The sequence below is a fragment of the Streptomyces sp. NPDC048671 genome (assembly GCF_055587045.1).
In genome coordinates this window covers 246,031-262,540 of sequence record NZ_JBVJHB010000005.1, presented here as the reverse complement: position 1 = coordinate 262,540, position 16,510 = coordinate 246,031, and the positions used below count along the sequence as shown (strand labels likewise).

The 16,510-nt window shown below is 69.8% G+C and carries 12 protein-coding genes and 2 tRNA genes; 10 read left to right on the top strand and 4 right to left on the bottom strand.

Translation table 11 applies throughout. The annotated features are described in order from the left end of the window. Positions 1-2 precede the first annotated feature (2 nt). The 7 genes from ehuC (at position 3) to ACZ6S6_RS12280 (ending at position 6,179) form a co-directional block, all read left to right on the top strand. Complete coding sequence (ehuC, locus tag ACZ6S6_RS12310; protein ID WP_362957705.1) at positions 3-737, top strand: ectoine/hydroxyectoine ABC transporter permease subunit EhuC; 735 nt, start codon at positions 3-5, stop codon at positions 735-737. Further along, positions 734-1,378: an ectoine/hydroxyectoine ABC transporter permease subunit EhuD gene (ehuD, locus tag ACZ6S6_RS12305; protein WP_362957708.1), complete on the top strand. Its 645-nt coding sequence runs from the start codon at positions 734-736 to the stop codon at positions 1,376-1,378. The genes ehuC and ehuD overlap by 4 nt, the downstream gene beginning before the upstream one ends. Then, entirely contained in the window at positions 1,368-2,219 is an 852-nt protein-coding gene (ehuA, locus tag ACZ6S6_RS12300; RefSeq protein ID WP_362957711.1) for an ectoine/hydroxyectoine ABC transporter ATP-binding protein EhuA, read from the top strand. The genes ehuD and ehuA overlap by 11 nt, the downstream gene beginning before the upstream one ends. A gap of 166 nt (positions 2,220-2,385) precedes the next feature. Next, positions 2,386-3,144, top strand: coding sequence for an IclR family transcriptional regulator (locus ACZ6S6_RS12295; RefSeq protein ID WP_362957714.1), 759 nt, complete (start codon positions 2,386-2,388; stop codon positions 3,142-3,144). 63 nt (positions 3,145-3,207) lie between these two features. Next, positions 3,208-3,281: transfer RNA gene (locus ACZ6S6_RS12290), tRNA-Lys, on the top strand. A 174-nt stretch (positions 3,282-3,455) separates the two neighbouring features. After that, the gene (locus ACZ6S6_RS12285; RefSeq protein ID WP_469705317.1) at positions 3,456-4,577 is read left to right on the top strand and encodes a winged helix DNA-binding domain-containing protein; all 1,122 of its coding nucleotides are present in this window, start codon (positions 3,456-3,458) and stop codon (positions 4,575-4,577) included. A gap of 99 nt (positions 4,578-4,676) precedes the next feature. After that, the gene (locus ACZ6S6_RS12280; protein WP_469705314.1) at positions 4,677-6,179 is read left to right on the top strand and encodes an MFS transporter; all 1,503 of its coding nucleotides are present in this window, start codon (positions 4,677-4,679) and stop codon (positions 6,177-6,179) included. Here the strand turns inward: ACZ6S6_RS12280 and ACZ6S6_RS12275 are convergent. The 4 genes from ACZ6S6_RS12275 to ACZ6S6_RS12260 all read right to left on the bottom strand — a co-directional run bounded on the left by ACZ6S6_RS12275 (position 6,159) and on the right by ACZ6S6_RS12260 (position 11,826). After that, the gene (locus ACZ6S6_RS12275; RefSeq protein WP_469705312.1) at positions 6,159-7,835 is read right to left on the bottom strand and encodes an AMP-binding protein; all 1,677 of its coding nucleotides are present in this window, start codon (positions 7,833-7,835) and stop codon (positions 6,159-6,161) included. The two genes, ACZ6S6_RS12280 and ACZ6S6_RS12275, sit on opposite strands and share 21 nt — an antisense overlap. Positions 7,836-7,861: 26 nt before the next feature. After that, entirely contained in the window at positions 7,862-8,452 is a 591-nt protein-coding gene (locus ACZ6S6_RS12270; protein WP_362957725.1) for a lytic polysaccharide monooxygenase auxiliary activity family 9 protein, read from the bottom strand. Positions 8,453-8,611: 159 nt separating this feature from the next. After that, complete coding sequence (locus tag ACZ6S6_RS12265) at positions 8,612-10,396, bottom strand: SPFH domain-containing protein (RefSeq protein ID WP_469705309.1); 1,785 nt, start codon at positions 10,394-10,396, stop codon at positions 8,612-8,614. Between the two features lie 26 nt (positions 10,397-10,422). Continuing rightward, positions 10,423-11,826 carry a peptidoglycan-binding protein gene (locus tag ACZ6S6_RS12260; RefSeq protein ID WP_469705307.1) on the bottom strand — a complete coding sequence of 468 codons (1,404 nt, stop codon included), beginning with the start codon at positions 11,824-11,826 and terminating at the stop codon, positions 10,423-10,425. A gap of 183 nt (positions 11,827-12,009) precedes the next feature. Here ACZ6S6_RS12260 and ACZ6S6_RS12255 point away from each other — a divergent pair. The 3 genes from ACZ6S6_RS12255 to glxA all read left to right on the top strand — a co-directional run bounded on the left by ACZ6S6_RS12255 (position 12,010) and on the right by glxA (position 16,473). Continuing rightward, a tRNA-Lys gene (locus ACZ6S6_RS12255) sits at positions 12,010-12,083 on the top strand. Between the two features lie 545 nt (positions 12,084-12,628). After that, positions 12,629-14,542 (top strand): glycosyltransferase family 2 protein, encoded by a 1,914-nt coding sequence (locus ACZ6S6_RS12250; RefSeq protein WP_362957734.1) that lies wholly within the window; start codon positions 12,629-12,631, stop codon positions 14,540-14,542. Continuing rightward, positions 14,539-16,473: a radical copper oxidase GlxA gene (glxA, locus tag ACZ6S6_RS12245; RefSeq protein WP_469705304.1), complete on the top strand. Its 1,935-nt coding sequence runs from the start codon at positions 14,539-14,541 to the stop codon at positions 16,471-16,473. The genes ACZ6S6_RS12250 and glxA overlap by 4 nt, the downstream gene beginning before the upstream one ends. Positions 16,474-16,510 lie beyond the last annotated feature (37 nt).

Here is a 16,510-nt window from a genome sequence, read left to right as displayed (position 1 = left end):
GCATGAGTGATTTCTTCTCCGCCTTCATGGACGATCTCCCACAGTTGCGCTCGGGTCTGTGGGTGACCCTGGAGGCCACGATCCTGGGCGCGCTGCTGGCCCTGGTGCTGTCGTTCGTCCTCGGCCTGATGTCGATCAGCCGGCTGCTGCTGTCGCGCGGCGTCTCCCGTGTGGTCGTGGAGTTCTTCCGCGGCACCTCGCTGTACGTCCAGCTGTTCTGGTTCTACTACGCGATGCCGCCGCTCACGGGGTACGAACTGTCGCCGCTGCTCTGCGGCGTCCTCGCCTTCGGCCTCAACTACGGGGCGTACGGGGCCGAGGTGGTGCGCGGGGCGATCAACTCCGTGCCGCGCGCCCAGTACGAGGCGACCATCGCGCTGAACATGAGCCCGCTGCACCGGATGCGCAAGGTGATCCTCCCGCAGGCCTGGGTGCAGATGCTCCCCTCCCTCACCAACCTGCTGATCCAGCTGCTGAAGTGCACGCCGCTGCTGTGGCTCATCTCCGCGGCCGACCTGATGACCGCGGTCGAGAAGCTGCGCAGCCGTACGGGTGAGACCCTCACCGCGTACGTGACCCTGCTGGCCTGCTACTTCGTGCTGGCGTACGCGCTGACCCTGCTGATGAACCTGCTGGAGCGCTCCGCCAAACGCCGGCTCGGCATGGAGACCGGCGGGCGCAGCCTGCTGAAGTCCCGCAGCGCCGTGACGGCCGCGGCCGCCGGAGGTGCCCGGTGAACGAGGGATTCGACTGGAACGCCGTCGGCGAGGCCCTGCCCCTGCTCCTTCAGGGGTTCAAGGTCACCTTGCTGGCCACCCTGCTGGGCACCGTGGTCGCCGCGGTGCTCGGGCTGGCGATCGCGGTCGCCGGACGGGCTCCGAGCCGGTTCGTGACCGTGCCGGTGAAGGTGGTGATGGAGTTCATCCGCTCCACCCCGCTGCTGATCCAACTCGTCGGCGCGGCTGCCGTGTTCAGTTCGGTGGAGCCGCTGTACATCGGCATCGTGGTGCTGGGCGTCCACTACGCCACGTACACCTCCGAGGTGTACCGCGCCGGGATCGACAGCGTCCCGAAGGGGCAGTGGGAAGCCTGCCGGGCACTGTCGATGTCACCCCGGCGGACCTGGCAGGCCGTGATCCTGCCGCAGGCGGTGCGCAACGTACTGCCGGCCCTCGGGAACTACGCGATCCTGATGTTCAAGGAGACCCCGTTCCTCGCCGTGATCACGGTGCAGGAGATGGTCTTCAAAGCCCGTGAGTACGGGGCCGAGCACTTCGTGTACACCGAGGTGTTCACGCTCGCCGGGGTGCTCTTCCTGGTCGCGAGCTACCCGACCTCGCTGTTGATGAGAAAGCTGGAGAAGCGCCTTGGCCACTGAACCTCTCCCCCTGCAGAAGACCGCGGCCACGGCGCCCGAGGACGTCGTGGCGGCCCCCGGTTCCAAGGACGGCGGGCATCCGCTGGTCCGCTTCGACAAGGTGGTCAAGCAGTACGGCGACCATGTCGTCCTCGACCAGCTGGACTTCTCGGTCGAGCGCGGCGAGCACGTCACCCTGATCGGGCCCAGCGGCTCGGGCAAGACCACGATCCTGCGGCTGCTGATGACGCTGGAGAAGGTCAGCGACGGCGTGATCCGGATCAACGGCGACCCGCTGACGCACATGGTCGCGGCGGACGGCTCGCTGAAGCCGGCGTCCGAGAAGCATCTGCGCGAGGCGCGGAAGAAGATCGGAATGGTCTTCCAGCAGTTCAACCTCTTCCCCAACATGAAGGTGCTCCAGAACATCACCGAGGCGCCGGTCAACGTCCTGGGCATGGACCGCGAGAAGGCGGAGACCCGGGCCAAGGAGCTCCTCGACCTGGTCGGCCTCTCGGCGAAGATCGACGCCCACCCCTCCCAGCTCTCCGGCGGCCAGCAGCAGCGGGTCGCGATCGCGCGGGCGCTGGCGATGGAACCGGAGATCCTGCTCCTGGACGAGGTGACGTCCGCGCTCGACCCGGAGCTGGTGGCGGGTGTACTGGAGCTGCTGGGCGACATCGCCCGGAACACCGACATCACCATGCTCTGTGTGACCCACGAGATGAACTTCGCCCGGGACGTCTCGGAGAAGGTGCTGATGTTCGACGCCGGGCGGGTCGTGGAGTCGGGTTCGCCCGAAAAAATCTTCACCGATCCGGAGCACGAACGTACGCGCGAATTCCTCAACGCGGTGCTGTGACCTCGGCATCCGTCGATCGCCAATGACTCTGGCATATGCCAGGCGGGTGCACCCCAGCTCGCAGAGCCGGGGTGCACCACCGAGTCGTCAACACCCGCCCCTGAACCGGCCATTGGCGGCTATCGTGAGGGCAGAGCTTGCGGTCACAACCTGGTAGGGGGAAACCGTGGCGTTGAAGCCCGAACCGACCGCACCGTTCCATTCGGTGCAGTACGCCCTTCGTGTTCTCGAAACGGTCTCCAAGCACGGCAACGGTGTGGCGGACGACCAGATCGCCCGGGAGACGGGACTGCCCGTCGGGCATCTCGCCTCCCTCCTGCTGATGCTGCGCCGCGAGGGGTACGTCGAGCAGATCACCGACGGCGCGTATGTGATCGGCGCCTCGCTGTTGCTGCTCGGCTCCGGTGCGGCGCGCAGACAGGCCGTGGAGGTCCGGCTCCAGCAGGCGCTGGTCCAGCTGCGCGACTCGGTCGGCGCGGCGGTCTACCTCAGCCGGTACGTGGACGGCGAGATCCGCGTCACCCAGTGCGCCGACGGTCCGGGCACCCCGGCGGTCAACGAGTGGGTGGACTTCCGCTCCGCGGCGCACGCCTCGGCGATCGGCAAGTGCCTGCTGACCCAGCTGGACCAGAACGGGCGCCGCGACCACATCTCGCGGCACAAGACCGCGCGGCTGACGTCGCGGACCATCACGAGCGAGAAGGTCCTCTTCTCCAAGCTGGACAGCCAGCCGGCGACGGTCCCGGTGCTCGACCTCCAGGAGTACGCGGTCGGCACGGTGTGCGCGGCGGTCCCGCTGACCGCCGGGGCGTCGGCGGGATGCCTGGCGCTTTCGCTGCCGGTCGAGGACGCGCACCGGCTGCGCGAGGCGGCGGACACCCTGAACCGGCGCGCGGCACCGGTGCTGCTGTCCCTGGCCCTTTAGGACCTGTGCCGGACACGTGTCAGAGGCACCCCTGAGGACCAGGTATTATTTTCGAGTCAGCACGCGCCGCTAGCTCAGTTGGTTAGAGCAGCTGACTCTTAATCAGCGGGTCCGGGGTTCGAGTCCCTGGCGGCGCACAGACAACGCATGAGGCGGTCTCCGTTCCACGGAGGCCGCCTCATGCGTTTTCGGCATGCGTGTTCCCGGTACGAGATCCGTTCTCCCCGTATTAGGACACGCCCTGTCCGCTACCTCCGCCATCGTGGCGTACGAGCACCGGACACGTACAGCAGCCGAAGGAAGCGGGTCACATGCCGACGCGAAAGCCCGGGAACACCAGGACCGTCCTCGACAACCGCGCCCTCAACCGCGCCACCCTCGCCCGTCAGCACCTGCTCACGCGCAGCGGTGCGTCCGTGCCCGAGGCGGTGGCCCACCTGTGCGGCCTCCAGGCGCAGGAACCGCAGGAACCGTTCACCGGGCTGTGGTCGCGCCTGGCCGCGTTCGAGCCCGGACAGCTGGACGACGCGCTGACCGGCCGCGCGGTGGTGCGCACCCACCTGATGCGCCGCACCGTCCACCTCGTCACCCGCGACGACGCGCTCGCCTGGCGGGGCCGCCACGACGCCATGCTGCGCCAGCGGGTGCTGGGCACCTACCGGCGCGAACTGGCCGGCATCGACGTGGACGAGGTCGCCGCCGCCGGCCGCGCGGTCATGGCCGACGGGCAGCCCCGCACCATGGGCGAGCTCGTCCGCACGCTTGAGGACCGCTGGCCCGGCCCACCGCGCCGCGTCCTGGGCGAGCTGCTCGTGGCAGCGCTCATCCCCATGGCCCAGCTCCCGCCCCGCGGCCTCTGGCGCCAGACCTCCGGCGTACGCAACCTGCCGTTGGCCACCTGGCTGGGACGCGACATCGACCCCCTGCCCACCGGGGACGACGATCCCGTGGGGCAGCGGCTGCTGCGCCGCTACCTCGCCGCCCACGGGCCCGCCGCGAGCGCGGACCTGCGCGCCTGGTGCGGCCTCGCCGGTCTGCCCGCCGCGGTCGGAGCCGTCCGGGATGAACTCGTCGCCTTCCGCGACGAACGCGGCCGCGAACTGCTCGATCTGCCCGACGCGCCCCGCCCCCACCCCGACACCCCGGCCCCTGTCCGGTTCCTGCCGGCCTTCGACAACGCGATCCTCGGCTACCACGACCGCGGCCGCATCATCGACGCCCGCCACCTCGGCCTGTCCGTCGCGGGCCACCGCACGGTCCTCGTCGACGGCCGCGTCACCGCCACCTGGGCCGTACGCGACCATCTCCTGCGCATCAGCCCCCTGCGCCCCCTCACCGCCCCGGAGCAGGAGGCGGTCCGCGCCGAGGCCCAGGACCTGACCGCGTTCCTGGACGAGGACATCGAGCACGTGCGGCTCGACACCGAGGACTGACGGCCAACGACTGACGAGCAAGGACTGACGACCAAGGTATACAGATGTTTTACACATGCGTACTAGACGCATGTTTTAAACGCTCGTATATTTCCTGGCATGACAACACCTACGAGCACCGCCACCCCACCCGGCGAGCGCGCCGGCCGCAGGGAGTGGACCGCCTTCGTGGTCCTGCTGCTCCCCCTCCTCCTGGTCTCGATGGACGTGTCCGTCCTCTTCTTCGCCATCCCGTCCATCGACCGGGACCTCGCGCCCAGCGCCACCCAGCAGCTCTGGATCTTCGACGTGTACGGCTTCGCCCTCTCCGGACTGCTCATCACGATGGGCTCGCTCGGCGACCGGATCGGCCGCCGCAAGCTGCTGATGATCGGCGCCTTCGCCTTCAGCGCGGCCTCGGTCGGCGCCGCCTACGCCTCCAGCCCCGAGATGCTCATCGTGGCCCGCGCCCTGCTGGGGATCGGCGGGGCGACGCTGATGCCGTCGACGATGGGCCTGGTGCGCGACATGTTCCGCGACGAGCGGCAGCGCAGCCGGGCCATCGGCATCTGGTCCGGTGCCATGGCGGGCGGGATCGCGCTCGGCTCGGTGCTCAGCGGCGCCATGCTGGAGCACTTCTGGTGGGGTTCGGTCTTCCTGATCAACGTGCCGGCGATGGTGCTGCTGCTGGTCCTGGTGCCGGTGCTGGTGCCGGAGTTCAAGGACCCGCGCCCCGGGCGGTTCGACCTCCTCAGCGTGCCCCTGTCGATGGGTTCGGTGCTGCCGGTCGTCTACGGGGTCAAGGAGAGCGCCGCCCATGGCATGGACGCGCGCAACGGGCTGATCATCCTCGCCGGGCTCGCAGTCGGCTGGGTCTTCGTCCGCCGCCAGCGCGGCCGTAGCGACGCGATGATCAGCCGGGAGCTGTTCCGCGGCCGGGGCTTCGCCGCCGGGATCGGCCTGAACGCACTGGCGTCCTTCGCGATGATGGGCTCCGCCTTCTTCACCACCCAGTACCTCCAGTCGGTGCTCGGGATGGGCACGATGGAGGCCTCGCTGTGGAGCCTGGCACCGTCGCTGGCGGTCGGTGCGGCCGCTCCGGCGGCCACGGCCGTCGCCCAGCGGACCGAGCGCGGCCATGTCGTCTGCGCCGGGTTCGTCATCGCGGCGGCCGGATTCGGGATCCTCGCCCTGTCGGGCACCGACTCGCTGTGGCTGCTGCTCGTCGGATCGGCCGTGATGAGCAGTGGCATCGTGACCGTGATGGCGCTCGTCTCGGACCTGGCGCTGTCCAGCAGCCCGCCGGAGAAGGCCAGTTCGGCCGCCTCGCTGCTGGAGACCGGGCAGGAGTTCGGCGGCGCGATGGGGATGGCTCTCCTGGGTGCGGTGGCGACCGCGGTCTACACCGCCGAGATGCCGGACTCGGCGCCGGAGGTGGCCCGCAAGACGCTGCCGGGCGCGCTGTCCACCGGCGACGGTTCGCTGATCTCGGCCGGCAGGGAGGCCTTCGTGCACAGCATGCAGTTCGCGTCGGTCGCGGGGTCACTGCTCCTGCTGGCGGGCGCCGTCCTGGCCGTGACGCAGCTGCGGCGGGCGGTCCTCTCACGCCCGTCCGGCGTCTGAGGACAGCAGCGCGGTGCGCCCGTGCTCCTCGAACTCCTCGGTGAGGGCGGCCAGGTGTTCCTCCCCGAACGGTACGTACGTCCCCTCCCGGTCCCGGCACCACACAGCGGACCCGGACCAGAATCCCTCCAGGCGCAGCCCGACCCGGTGGACCTTGTTCGTCGCCGTCACCGGCATCGCGCGCACGATCCGTACGAACCGGGGCGCCATCTTCGTACCCAGGTCGGGCTGATCCCTGAGGAACGCGGCGAACGCGGCCGGATCGAAGCCGGCCCCGTCGCGCAGCGCCAGCGCCGCCATCACCTGGTCCCCCGCGACCGGGTCGGGCACGGCGTAGACCGCCACGGCCGCCGCGTCCGCCCAGCGGGCGAGGATGTTCTCGATCATCGCGGCCGCCAGGTTCTCGCTGTCGACCCGCAGCCGGTCCTCCGTACGGCCCGCGAAGTAGAGGAAGCCGTCGGGGTCGCGGAAGAAGAGGTCACCGGTCCAGTACCAGCCGCCGCGCATCCGGGCCGCGTCCGCCTCCTCGTTGCGCCAGTAGCCCTCGAACGGGGTCCGGCCGCGGTTGACCAGCTCCCCTATCGCGGCGGCGCCATTGAGCAGCTTCCCGCCCTCGTCGAAGACCGCGGCGACCCGCTCGCGGCCCGTTTCCGGGTCGACGACGGCGAGGTCGTCGCGGTCCGAGGCCCGGCCGATCGCGCCCGTCGGGGTGTCCGGGGTCCGCTGGATCGCCGCACCGCCCTCCGACGAGCCGTAGCCCTCGACCAGCCGCACCCCGAACCGCTCGCGGAAGCGGGCCGCGTCCACGGCGCCCGCCTCGGTGCCGAAGCCGATGCGCAGCGGGTGCTCCCGGTCGTCGGGGCGCTCGGGGGTGGCCAGCAGGTACTGCACGGCACGGCCGACATAGGTGAAGTACGTGGCCCCGTGGGCGCGTACGTCGTCCAGGAAGCCGGAGGCCGAGAAGCGGCGGCGCAGGGCGACGGCGGCGCCGCCGGCCAGTGCGGGTGCCCAGTCGGCGATCACCGCGTTGCCGTGGAACATCGGCATGCAGATGTAGTGGACGTCCTCGCGCCCGATGCCGAAGTGCTCGACGAGCGACTGTCCGGCCGCGGCGAGCCGCCCCTGGGTGCAGACGGCGGCCTTGGGCGCGCCGGTGGAGCCCGAGGTGAAGTAGAGAAGCATCCGCGTTCCGGGCGCGGGGCGGCGAAGGACGGCGTCGCCCGGCTCCGCCCCGGCGTAGGGGGCGAGCAGCGCGGCGTACGCCTCGGTGTCGGCGACCAGCACCCGGACGCCCGGCAGCTCCAGGCCGTCGAGCAGCGGCAGATGGGCGCGCTCGGTGATCAGCACCCGGCATTCGGTGTGCAGGATGTCACGGGCCAGTTCGGCGCCGCGACGGGTGGGGTTGATGCCGGCGACGGCGGCCCCGGACAGGGCCGCCGCGCTCAACCACAGCGGAAATTCAGGGGTGTTGTCCAGCAGCACCCCGAGGTGCGGTTCGCTGCCCGCCGGCAGCAGATCCGCCAGGAGCGCGGCCCGTGCGGCAGCGCCCGAGGCGACCTGGTGGTGGCTGAGGACGGTGTCCTCGTGCCTCAATCCGGGCCGGTGGTCGCCCCATTGGCGCTGTACGAGCTCCGCGACGGTGCCTGCGCTCCTCATGGCGCCGCACGGTAACTGACTACACGTCAGAACTGAACATCGGAGCACGAGTAGAACGCGTTGGCCGTGTCCGCGATGTTCCAGACGCTCAGGATGATGTGCTTCCCGGTCTTCTGGGTGGGGATGGTGCCCTGCTGGGTCAGCGTGGCCGGGGGCTGCTGGTTGCCGTACGGCACCGTCATGAACGGCTGCGACTCCAGGTCGGCGCGCTTGAGCGGCTTGGTGGGGTCCCAGCCGTTCTTGGTGATGTAGTAGCGGAAGTCCGTCGTGGCGTGCCGGGCGGTGAACTGCCAGCGGAAGCTGAAGCCCTGACCGGCGGTGACGTGGGTGGCGGGCCAGTTGCCGCCACGCGGGTCGTCGAGCTGCGCGAACTCGCCGTGTCCGCCGGAACAGATCGCGCCGTCGGCGGGGCCGGCCGCCGGGAAGCCCTTGGGGCCCTCGACGCTCTGCGGCTCCCACTGGATGTTGCCGCAGCCGGTCACCGTGCCGTTGGCGCAGAGCTTCTGACGGCTGATGGGGTTGTCGGTGTAGCCGTGGCTGCTGGCGCTGCTGGTCGCGAACATCGAGACGCCCGCTACCGCAAGGCCCACCAGGGCCGCACCTGTCTTCTTACGCATTGCTGAAGCTCCTCGGATACGTGGGGGAGGTTCCATGAGCACTGCTGCGCGCGTGTCGTGCGGTCTAGACCAAGGCCTAGATTATTGACGGATCATGAACATGTCCAGACCAATGGGAGTTCGATTCCGGTTGGCCCCGGAAGAGCCCGCCGAGCCGTCTCAGACACTGTCCCCACCACCGCGTCCGGTGTAGAAGGCCACGGTCAAGTCCTTCACCAGAGACTTCCGTTCGTAGTCGTCGAGTTCCACGAGCCCTCGGGCGGTCAGCCGGTTGACCGTGTCGTCCACGGCGTCCACCACCGAAGTCAGCACGCTGTCGCGGTGTTTGGCGTCGATGGCCGCGACCCGGCACCGCTGCATCGCCGCGGCCACCTCCGGCGCGTACTCGATTCCGGTCGGCTGCGCGGAGTACACCTCGACGCCGACCGGCTCGCAGTCCGCCTTCAGCATCCGGGTCAGCGCGTCGCCGACGGCCTCGGCGTTGCGCAGGGTGTGGGCGTCCTCGTGGAAGGCGTCGGCGGGCAGCTGGGAGAGGACCCGCGCCATCGCCGCCTCGACCTGCTCCCGCAGATACTCCTCGTGGTCGGCGATCCCCAGCGTCGCCCGCGCGGTGTCCTTGACCCGCCACACGACGAGGACGACGACCCGCAGCGCGGTGCCGTTGGCGTCCACCGCGGGCAGCGGTTCGCTGCGCCAGTGCCGCAGCCGTACGTCGACCCGGCGGCGCAGCAGCAGCGGGCTGACCCACATCAGTCCGGTGCGCCGCACGCTGCCGCGGTACCGGCCGAAGAGGGTGAGCACCCAGGCGTACCCGACCCGGCCTCGGGTCAGGCCGCCGAGCGCGAAGAGCACCGTGGTCAGCAGCAGGGCGAGTGCCGCCCAGGCGCCCAGGCCGATGCCGTCGTACGGCCGCGGGCCGAGCCCGAGCCGGGCCGGCACCCCGCCCGGCAGCGCACCCGTCCACCACAGGACCCCGCCCGCGGCGACGAGCCCGCCGAGACCGGCGAGCAGGGCGGCCCAGCCGGGCAGCGCGGGGCCGGGCCGTTCGTGCAGCCGCGGGTCGGCGACCGGTGCGGGCCGGGTGGAGGGCCGCACCTGCGGCGACCGCGGCACCGGCGGCCGCCGGAAACCGGCCGTCTGCTCGATCCCGGCCGCCCTCCGCACGACGGTCGCGGGCAGCGCGGCGGCGTCCGCGGCGACCTCGGGATCGTCACGGAAGAGCAGGTGCACCGGGATGGAAGCGGTGCGCTCGTTGGCGATGACCGAGTGATGCCGGCCGGAGTCCACCCGCACCTCGGTGCGGAGCTCGCCGGTGTCGGCGCCGCCGAAGGACAGCGAGAGGGAGGGCGCGGCGTCCCGGCGGGCCGGGGAGAGCTCCGGCCCGGGGAGGAACGGAGGACCCGCCAGGGCGGGTTGCCCCGGATGCCCCGGATGCCCCGGATGCCCCAGTTGTTCCAGTGGTTCCAGCCGTTCCAGTGGCTCCAGTGGCTCCAGCGGTTCCAGATCGTGCACGTCCTCGCGCACCTCCTCACGTACGTCCTCGCGCACCTCCTCACGTACGCCCGAATCGGTGGCCGCAGCAACGGCCGGGGCCGCGCCCGACACCGACACCGACGCCGAGGTCGCGCCGAACGCGGAGCCCCCGCGCTCGCCCTCGCCCGGCATCAGGTCGAGCACCAGATCGACCACGGACCCCGAACCGGGCCCCGACGCCGACCAGCCCAGAGGACGCCCGGTCACCGCGTCCGGACCCGGCCCGTCCGGACCCGGCGGGGCGTCCGCGCGGGCCGACGCGTCCGCGTCGCGCCCCGGCCGGTCCGGTACGGCCCACTCCCGCACCGGGAGCGCCCCGTACCTCTCCTCGCCGTTCTCCGGGTTCGCCCCGTTCTCCGAGGTCTCCCCGTTCTCCGGGTTCCCGGAGCTGTCCGACACCGTGGATCGCATTCCCGCCTCCGTCATGTGCGTCGTGATCACGCGAAGAGTCGCCGCCAGGTCTCCGGACCCGGATAGCCGTCGGCCTCCGCACCCCGCCAGCCCTGCGCCTTCTGGAAGGCCTCGACATTGCGCCGGTCCGCCTCGGTCCACCGGGGTCCGGGGCCCGACACGTAGTACTTGCCGTATCCCTTCTTCACCAACTGTTTCCCGAGCCTGTCGACATGGCTGTTGGACTGACCCGACCGGAAATAGCCCCGTCCGGGGAAGGCGGGCACGGCGGTCGAGCCGCCCTGGCCGGTTCCGCCCGCCGCGGGGATGTCGCGGCCGGTTGCGGTGGTGAGCAGGCGCCAGGTGTCGGGGCCGGGGATGCCGTCGGCCTCCTTGCCCTTCCAGCCCTGGGCCTTCTGGAACGCCTGGGTCGCCTGCTGGTCGGCGCTGCCCCAGGCGGGGCCGGGGCCGACCTTGTAGAAGCGCTTGCCGCCCCGCCCGACGAGCAGCTTGCCGAGCTGGGTGACGTAGGCGTTGTTCGCACCCGGACCGAACTTCCCGGCCCCCGGGAACGTCGTCGTCGAGCCGCTGCCGCCGGTTCCGGTGTTCAGCCCCTTGTAGCGGTACGCGACGTAGCTGCCCGAGTTGGACCAGTACGCCATGGGCGTCGTCTGCTTGCGGGTGTGCGGCGAGGTCTGCTCGTACGCCGTGTAATGGGTGTGCGTGGAGTCCGTCCAGCCGCCGAAGATCGTGACGTGCGAGCCCTTCGCGGGGTCGGCCGGGTTGTGGAAGAGCAGGATGTCGCCGGGCTGGAGATCCTCCCGGGCGATCCGCGTGCCGTACGAGGCGAGGCTGCCGGTCCACTCGTTGCCGGCCAGGTTCCAGGCCATCGACACATAGCCGGAGCAGTCCTGGCGGTACCCGTCCGACCAGTACTTGCTCATGCTGTACGGGACCTGCGCGGTGACCCACTTCTTCGCGCGGTTGATGATGTCGGCCCGGCTGGTCGTGCGCAGTACGGGCGCACTCGCCTGCGAGGCCGGCGGGCCGGAGGCCCCCGCGCCCTGCAACGGGCCCGGTCCGCCCTGCGGGCTCTCCGGTCCCGGGTCGGCCGGATCGGCCGCGTCCTCCGGTTCGGCCGGCATGACCAGGTCCGCCGGAACCGCTCCGGCGGCCGGAGCGGGAGCGGTCACCGGATCCGGATCGGCCACCAGGGCCGGATCGGTCACCGGGGCGGGGTCGGCCGCCGCGGTCGCCGCTTCCGCGAGACCGGCGCTCAGCACCACTCCGGCAGCGGTGACCAGCACCAGCGCGCGCCGCGCGCCGTGCGCGGCCGGATGTCCTCCCTGCCGCGTCGGCAGTGCCGCGGCTGCGGTTCGCCGTTGTACGGCGCACCCCGCACAGGTGCAGTCGATGGCGGGTACGTACTCCTCGAAGGCCGGCACAGTCATGCGATTCCCTCCGCAGTCGTCAAGATCTTTGGGCGCATCTGTACGGGCGTCAGTGTCTCAACTCTCCGGACATATCGCATTTTGACGGATAGAAGAGAAAAAACGACCATCCGACAGGCCGGGACAGCGGGGAAATGGTCGGGACCACCACCCCGGATCGGGTAGAGTTCTCCAGGTCAGCAGGCGCCGCTAGCTCAGTTGGTTAGAGCAGCTGACTCTTAATCAGCGGGTCCGGGGTTCGAGTCCCTGGCGGCGCACGCAAAGTCAAGGCCCCCTCACCACGCGTGAGGGGGCCTTGTCCGTTCTCCGGCATCTCGCACAGACACCTCACAGTGAATACCTTGCTCACGCACAGCTCACTCACACCCGACGGACAGTCACCGATTGGTCACCCGGCGGTGCGAGAGTGCTTCGCGGTCACCCCAGTTACCTCCCATTACGCCCCGGCGCCCCCTCGCCGCAAGGGCCCCACAAATCGTGCGTATGAGCGGTTAACCACCCGTTTCGCCCTTGCGGTCACCGCTCGGGTCGGCCAACCTGTCTGGGGCCACCGGCGCCAACCAGGCCGATGGCCGGAGCAGTTGGGGGCATGTGAGGGAGATGTTCCGGTTGTGCGCGTGGTGAGGTGGGGGCCTCGCACACGAGCAAATGCCGAACAGGCATCATGCAACCGGAAGGGTGCCGTTCCGTGTCTCAGGAAAGGTGGCCCGCCACTGAGCCGTCGGTCGCGTTCCAGGGGGGCACGCGGCAGGCGAAAGGACCGACCGACCACGCAGCCCGCCTGTGTGCAGGGGGATGAGCCATGACGTCGACGCCGCCAGGCGCCCGGCAGAACAACGACCCTTCCCGGACCACGCAGCTCCGGATACCCCCGCAGCTCCGGCCCGGGGGCCACCGGCGGCGCCCGAAGAAGGAGCTGCCGCGCTACGACTACGAGCACTACAGCCGGCTCGCCGGGCCACTGACCCAGCCCGATCCGGCCAAGCCGTACACCGTGCGCTACCGCTCGCTCCTCTCCCAGGAGCCGCACCGGATACGCGCGGCACTCCTGCTGGGCGCCGCGCCGCTCGTCTCGCTCGGCCTGTTCGCCTGGCTGATGCAGCCCGAGCACTGGACGCAGCGCGACCCGAACCTCAAGAACGACACGCTGCTGATCCTCGACATCGTGATGCTGGTGTCGATCGGTCTCATCGAGCTTTTCCGTACCCTGAATGTTCTCTCCAACGCACACGCCACACTTGTCGCACGTGATCCGGTGCCGGTCGTGCCGGAGAACGGCACCAGGGTCGCCTTCCTCACCTCCTTCGTCCCGGGCAAGGAGCCCCTGGAGATGGTGACGAAGACCCTGGAGGCCGCCGTCCGCATCCGCCACCGCGGACTGATGCACGTCTGGCTGCTCGACGAGGGCGACGACCCCGCCGTCAAGGAGGTCTGCCAACGCCTCGGGGTGCACCACTTCTCCCGCAAGGGCGTGGCGCGCTGGAACCAGGCCAAGGGCCCGCACCGCGCGAAGACCAAGCACGGCAACTACAACGCCTGGCTCGACGCGCACGGCGACACCTACGACTTCTTCGCATCCGTCGACACCGACCATGTCCCGATGCCCAACTATCTGGAGCGGATGCTCGGCTACTTCCGCGACCCGGACGTCGGCTTCGTCATCGGCCCGCAGGTGTACGGCAACTACGACACCTTCGTCACCAAGGCCGCCGAGTCGCAGCAGTTCCTCTTCCACGCGCTGATCCAGCGCGCGGGCAACCGCTACGGCGCCCCGATGTTCGTCGGCACCAGCAACGCGGTACGGATCTCGGCCCTCAAGCAGATCGGCGGTCTGTACGACTCGATCACCGAGGACATGGCGACCGGCTTCGAGATGCACCGCGCCCGCAACCCGCGCACCGGCCACAAGTGGCGCTCCGTGTACACCCCGGACGTACTGGCCGTGGGCGAGGGCCCGACCGCGTGGACCGACTTCTTCACCCAGCAGCTGCGCTGGTCGCGCGGGACGTACGAGACGATCCTCAAGCAGTACTGGAAGGGCGTCTACTCACTGCCCGTGGGCAAGCTCTTCAACTACACCATGATGATCATCTTCTACCCGATGTCCGCCATGAACTGGATCCTCGCGGCACTCAGTTGCGCGCTGTTCCTGGGGATGGGCGCCTCGGGTGTGCAGATCGACCCGGTCGTCTGGATGATGCTGTACGGCAACGCGTCCGCGCTCCAGATCGGCCTGTACATCTGGAACCGCCGGCACAACGTCTCGCCGCACGAGCCCGAGGGCTCCGGCGGCCTGGCCGGCATGATGATGTCCGCGCTCTCCGCGCCGATCTACGCGCGCTCGCTGATGGACGCCGTGCTGCGCCGCAAGAGCTCGTTCGTGGTCACGCCCAAGGGCGACTCCTCCAGCCCGGACACCCTCTTCGGGACCTTCCGCATCCATCTCTTCTTCATCCTGGTCTTCGGCGGCTCGATCGTGGCCTCGTTCGTTCTCGGCCACAGCCACCCGGCGATGCTCACCTGGGCCGCACTGGCGCTGCTGATCACCGCGGCGCCGATCTTCGGCTGGCGGTACACCGTGCGGGCGGAGAAGAAGAAGCGGCGCGCGGGACCACCGCCGCCGAGCGGCCCGCCCGCCCACGCCCGGCAGGAGAAGCCCGGCTGGGACGGCAACGAACAGACCATGCAGATCGCCCTTGGGGGACGTAAACCATGAAGTACCGTCCGAGCCGCCGTACCCGCCGCATGGCGATCAGTACGGCGGTGGTTCTCGCGCTCGCGGGAGCGAACGGGCCGTGGCTGTACCGCTTCAGCACCGAGCGCTACCACGACTACAAGATCAACAAGTCCGATTACAAGGCCGCCAACGGCCACTGGGACTTCCTGGACATCCCGTCCGAGTACAAGATCAACACGATCCACGCGGCGCTGCTGCACACCGGCAAGGTGCTGCTCGTCGCGGGCTCGGGCAACAACCAGAAGAACTTCGACGCGAAGAGCTTCCGGTCGGTGCTGTGGGACCCGAAGACCAGCGAGTTCAAGAACATACCCACGCCCAAGGACATGTTCTGCGCCGGTCACACCCAGCTGCCCGACGGGAAGCTGCTCATAGCCGGCGGTACGAAGCGGTACGAGAAGCTCAAGGGCGACGTCACCAAGGCGGGCGGCCTGATGATCGTCCACAACGAGGACCCGGACAAGCCGATCACGCTTCCGGCGGGCACCAGGTTCACCGGCAAGGGCAACGGCAAGACCTTCGTCACCAAGGACCCCGTCCTGGTGGAGAAGGCCAAAAAGGTCTTCGACAAGAACACCGGCGCGTTCCTGCGCAACGACCCCGGACTCGGCCGGATCTACGTCGAGGCGCAGAAGTCCGGCACGAAGTACGAGACGGGCACCGAGGACAACTACCGCATCGCGGGCCTGTCCGGCTCCGACACGCGCAACGTGTACGGGATCGCCCAGAAGCTCGCCCTCGACAAGAAGGACTTCCAGGGCATCCGGGAGGCCTTCGAGTTCGATCCGGTGGCGGAGAAGTACATCACCGTCGACCCGATGAACGAGGCCCGCTGGTACCCGACGCTGACCACGCTCAAGGACGGCAAGGTCCTCGCCCTCTCCGGCCTGGACGAGATCGGGCAGATCGTGCCCGGCAAGGACGAGGTCTACGACCCGAAGACCAAGAAGTGGGAGTACACCGGCATCATCCGGAAGTTCCCCACCTACCCGGCGGTCTTCCTCCTCGACGACGGCAAGCTCTTCTACTCCGGCTCGAACGCGGGCTACGGCCCCGCCGACGTCGGCCGGGCACCCGGCGTCTGGGACCTGGCGACGAACAAGTTCACCAAGATCCCCGGCCTGAGCGACCCGGACCAGATGGAGACCTCGGCGACGGTACGGCTCCCCCCGGCCCAGGACGAGAAGTTCATGGTGATCGGCGGCGGCGGTGTCGGCGAGTCCGACAAGTCCAGCGAGAAGTCCCGGCTGGTCGACCTCAAGGACGCCGATCCGAGGTTCAAGGACGGCGCCTCCCTGGACGAGGGCACCCGCTACCCGAGCGCGTCCCTGCTCCCCGACGACTCCCTGCTGGTCACCGGCGGCTCCGAGGACTACCGGGGCCGCAGCGGCTCCAACGTCCTCCAGGCCCGGCTGTACGACGCCGCCTCGGACACGTACAAGCGGGTCGCCGACCCGGCGGTGGGCCGCAACTACCACTCGGGGTCGGTGCTGCTGCCCGACGGCCGGGTCATGATCTTCGGCTCGGACTCGCTCTACTCCGACAAGGCGAACACCCGGCCGGGCGTCTTCGAGCAGCGCATCGAGATCTACACCCCGCCGTACCTGTACCGCGACTCACGGCCCGAGCTGACCGCCGGGCCGAAGAGCGTGAAGCGCGGCGGCACCGCGATGTTCACGACCAACCAGGCCTCGACGATCAAGTCGGCGAAGCTGATGCGGCCGAGCGCGGTCACCCATGTCACGGACACGGACCAGCGGTCGGTGGCGCTGGACCTGAAGCAGACGGACGGCGGGATCTCGGTGACGGTGCCGAAGAACCGGGCGCTGGTGCCGTCGGGCTGGTACATGCTCTTCGTCACCGACGACAAGGGCACACCGTCCGAGGGAACGTGGGTGGAGGTCCCGTAGGGCCTGTCGTCAGACTGCCGCGGCCACGTCGCGCGGC

Coding starts and splice junctions, on each gene's coding strand:
- ehuC (WP_362957705.1), top strand. CDS start 3: ATGAGTGATTTCTTCTCCGCCTTCATGGACGATCTCCCACAGTTGCGC.
- ACZ6S6_RS12285 (WP_469705317.1), top strand. CDS start 3,456: ATGCCGACGCGAAAGCCCGGGAACACCAGGACCGTCCTCGACAACCGC.
- ACZ6S6_RS12280 (WP_469705314.1), top strand. CDS start 4,677: ATGACAACACCTACGAGCACCGCCACCCCACCCGGCGAGCGCGCCGGC.
- ACZ6S6_RS12275 (WP_469705312.1), bottom strand. CDS start 7,835: ATGAGGAGCGCAGGCACCGTCGCGGAGCTCGTACAGCGCCAATGGGGC.
- ACZ6S6_RS12270 (WP_362957725.1), bottom strand. CDS start 8,452: ATGCGTAAGAAGACAGGTGCGGCCCTGGTGGGCCTTGCGGTAGCGGGC.
- ACZ6S6_RS12265 (WP_469705309.1), bottom strand. CDS start 10,396: ATGCGATCCACGGTGTCGGACAGCTCCGGGAACCCGGAGAACGGGGAG.
- ACZ6S6_RS12260 (WP_469705307.1), bottom strand. CDS start 11,826: ATGACTGTGCCGGCCTTCGAGGAGTACGTACCCGCCATCGACTGCACC.
- ACZ6S6_RS12250 (WP_362957734.1), top strand. CDS start 12,629: ATGACGTCGACGCCGCCAGGCGCCCGGCAGAACAACGACCCTTCCCGG.
- glxA (WP_469705304.1), top strand. CDS start 14,539: ATGAAGTACCGTCCGAGCCGCCGTACCCGCCGCATGGCGATCAGTACG.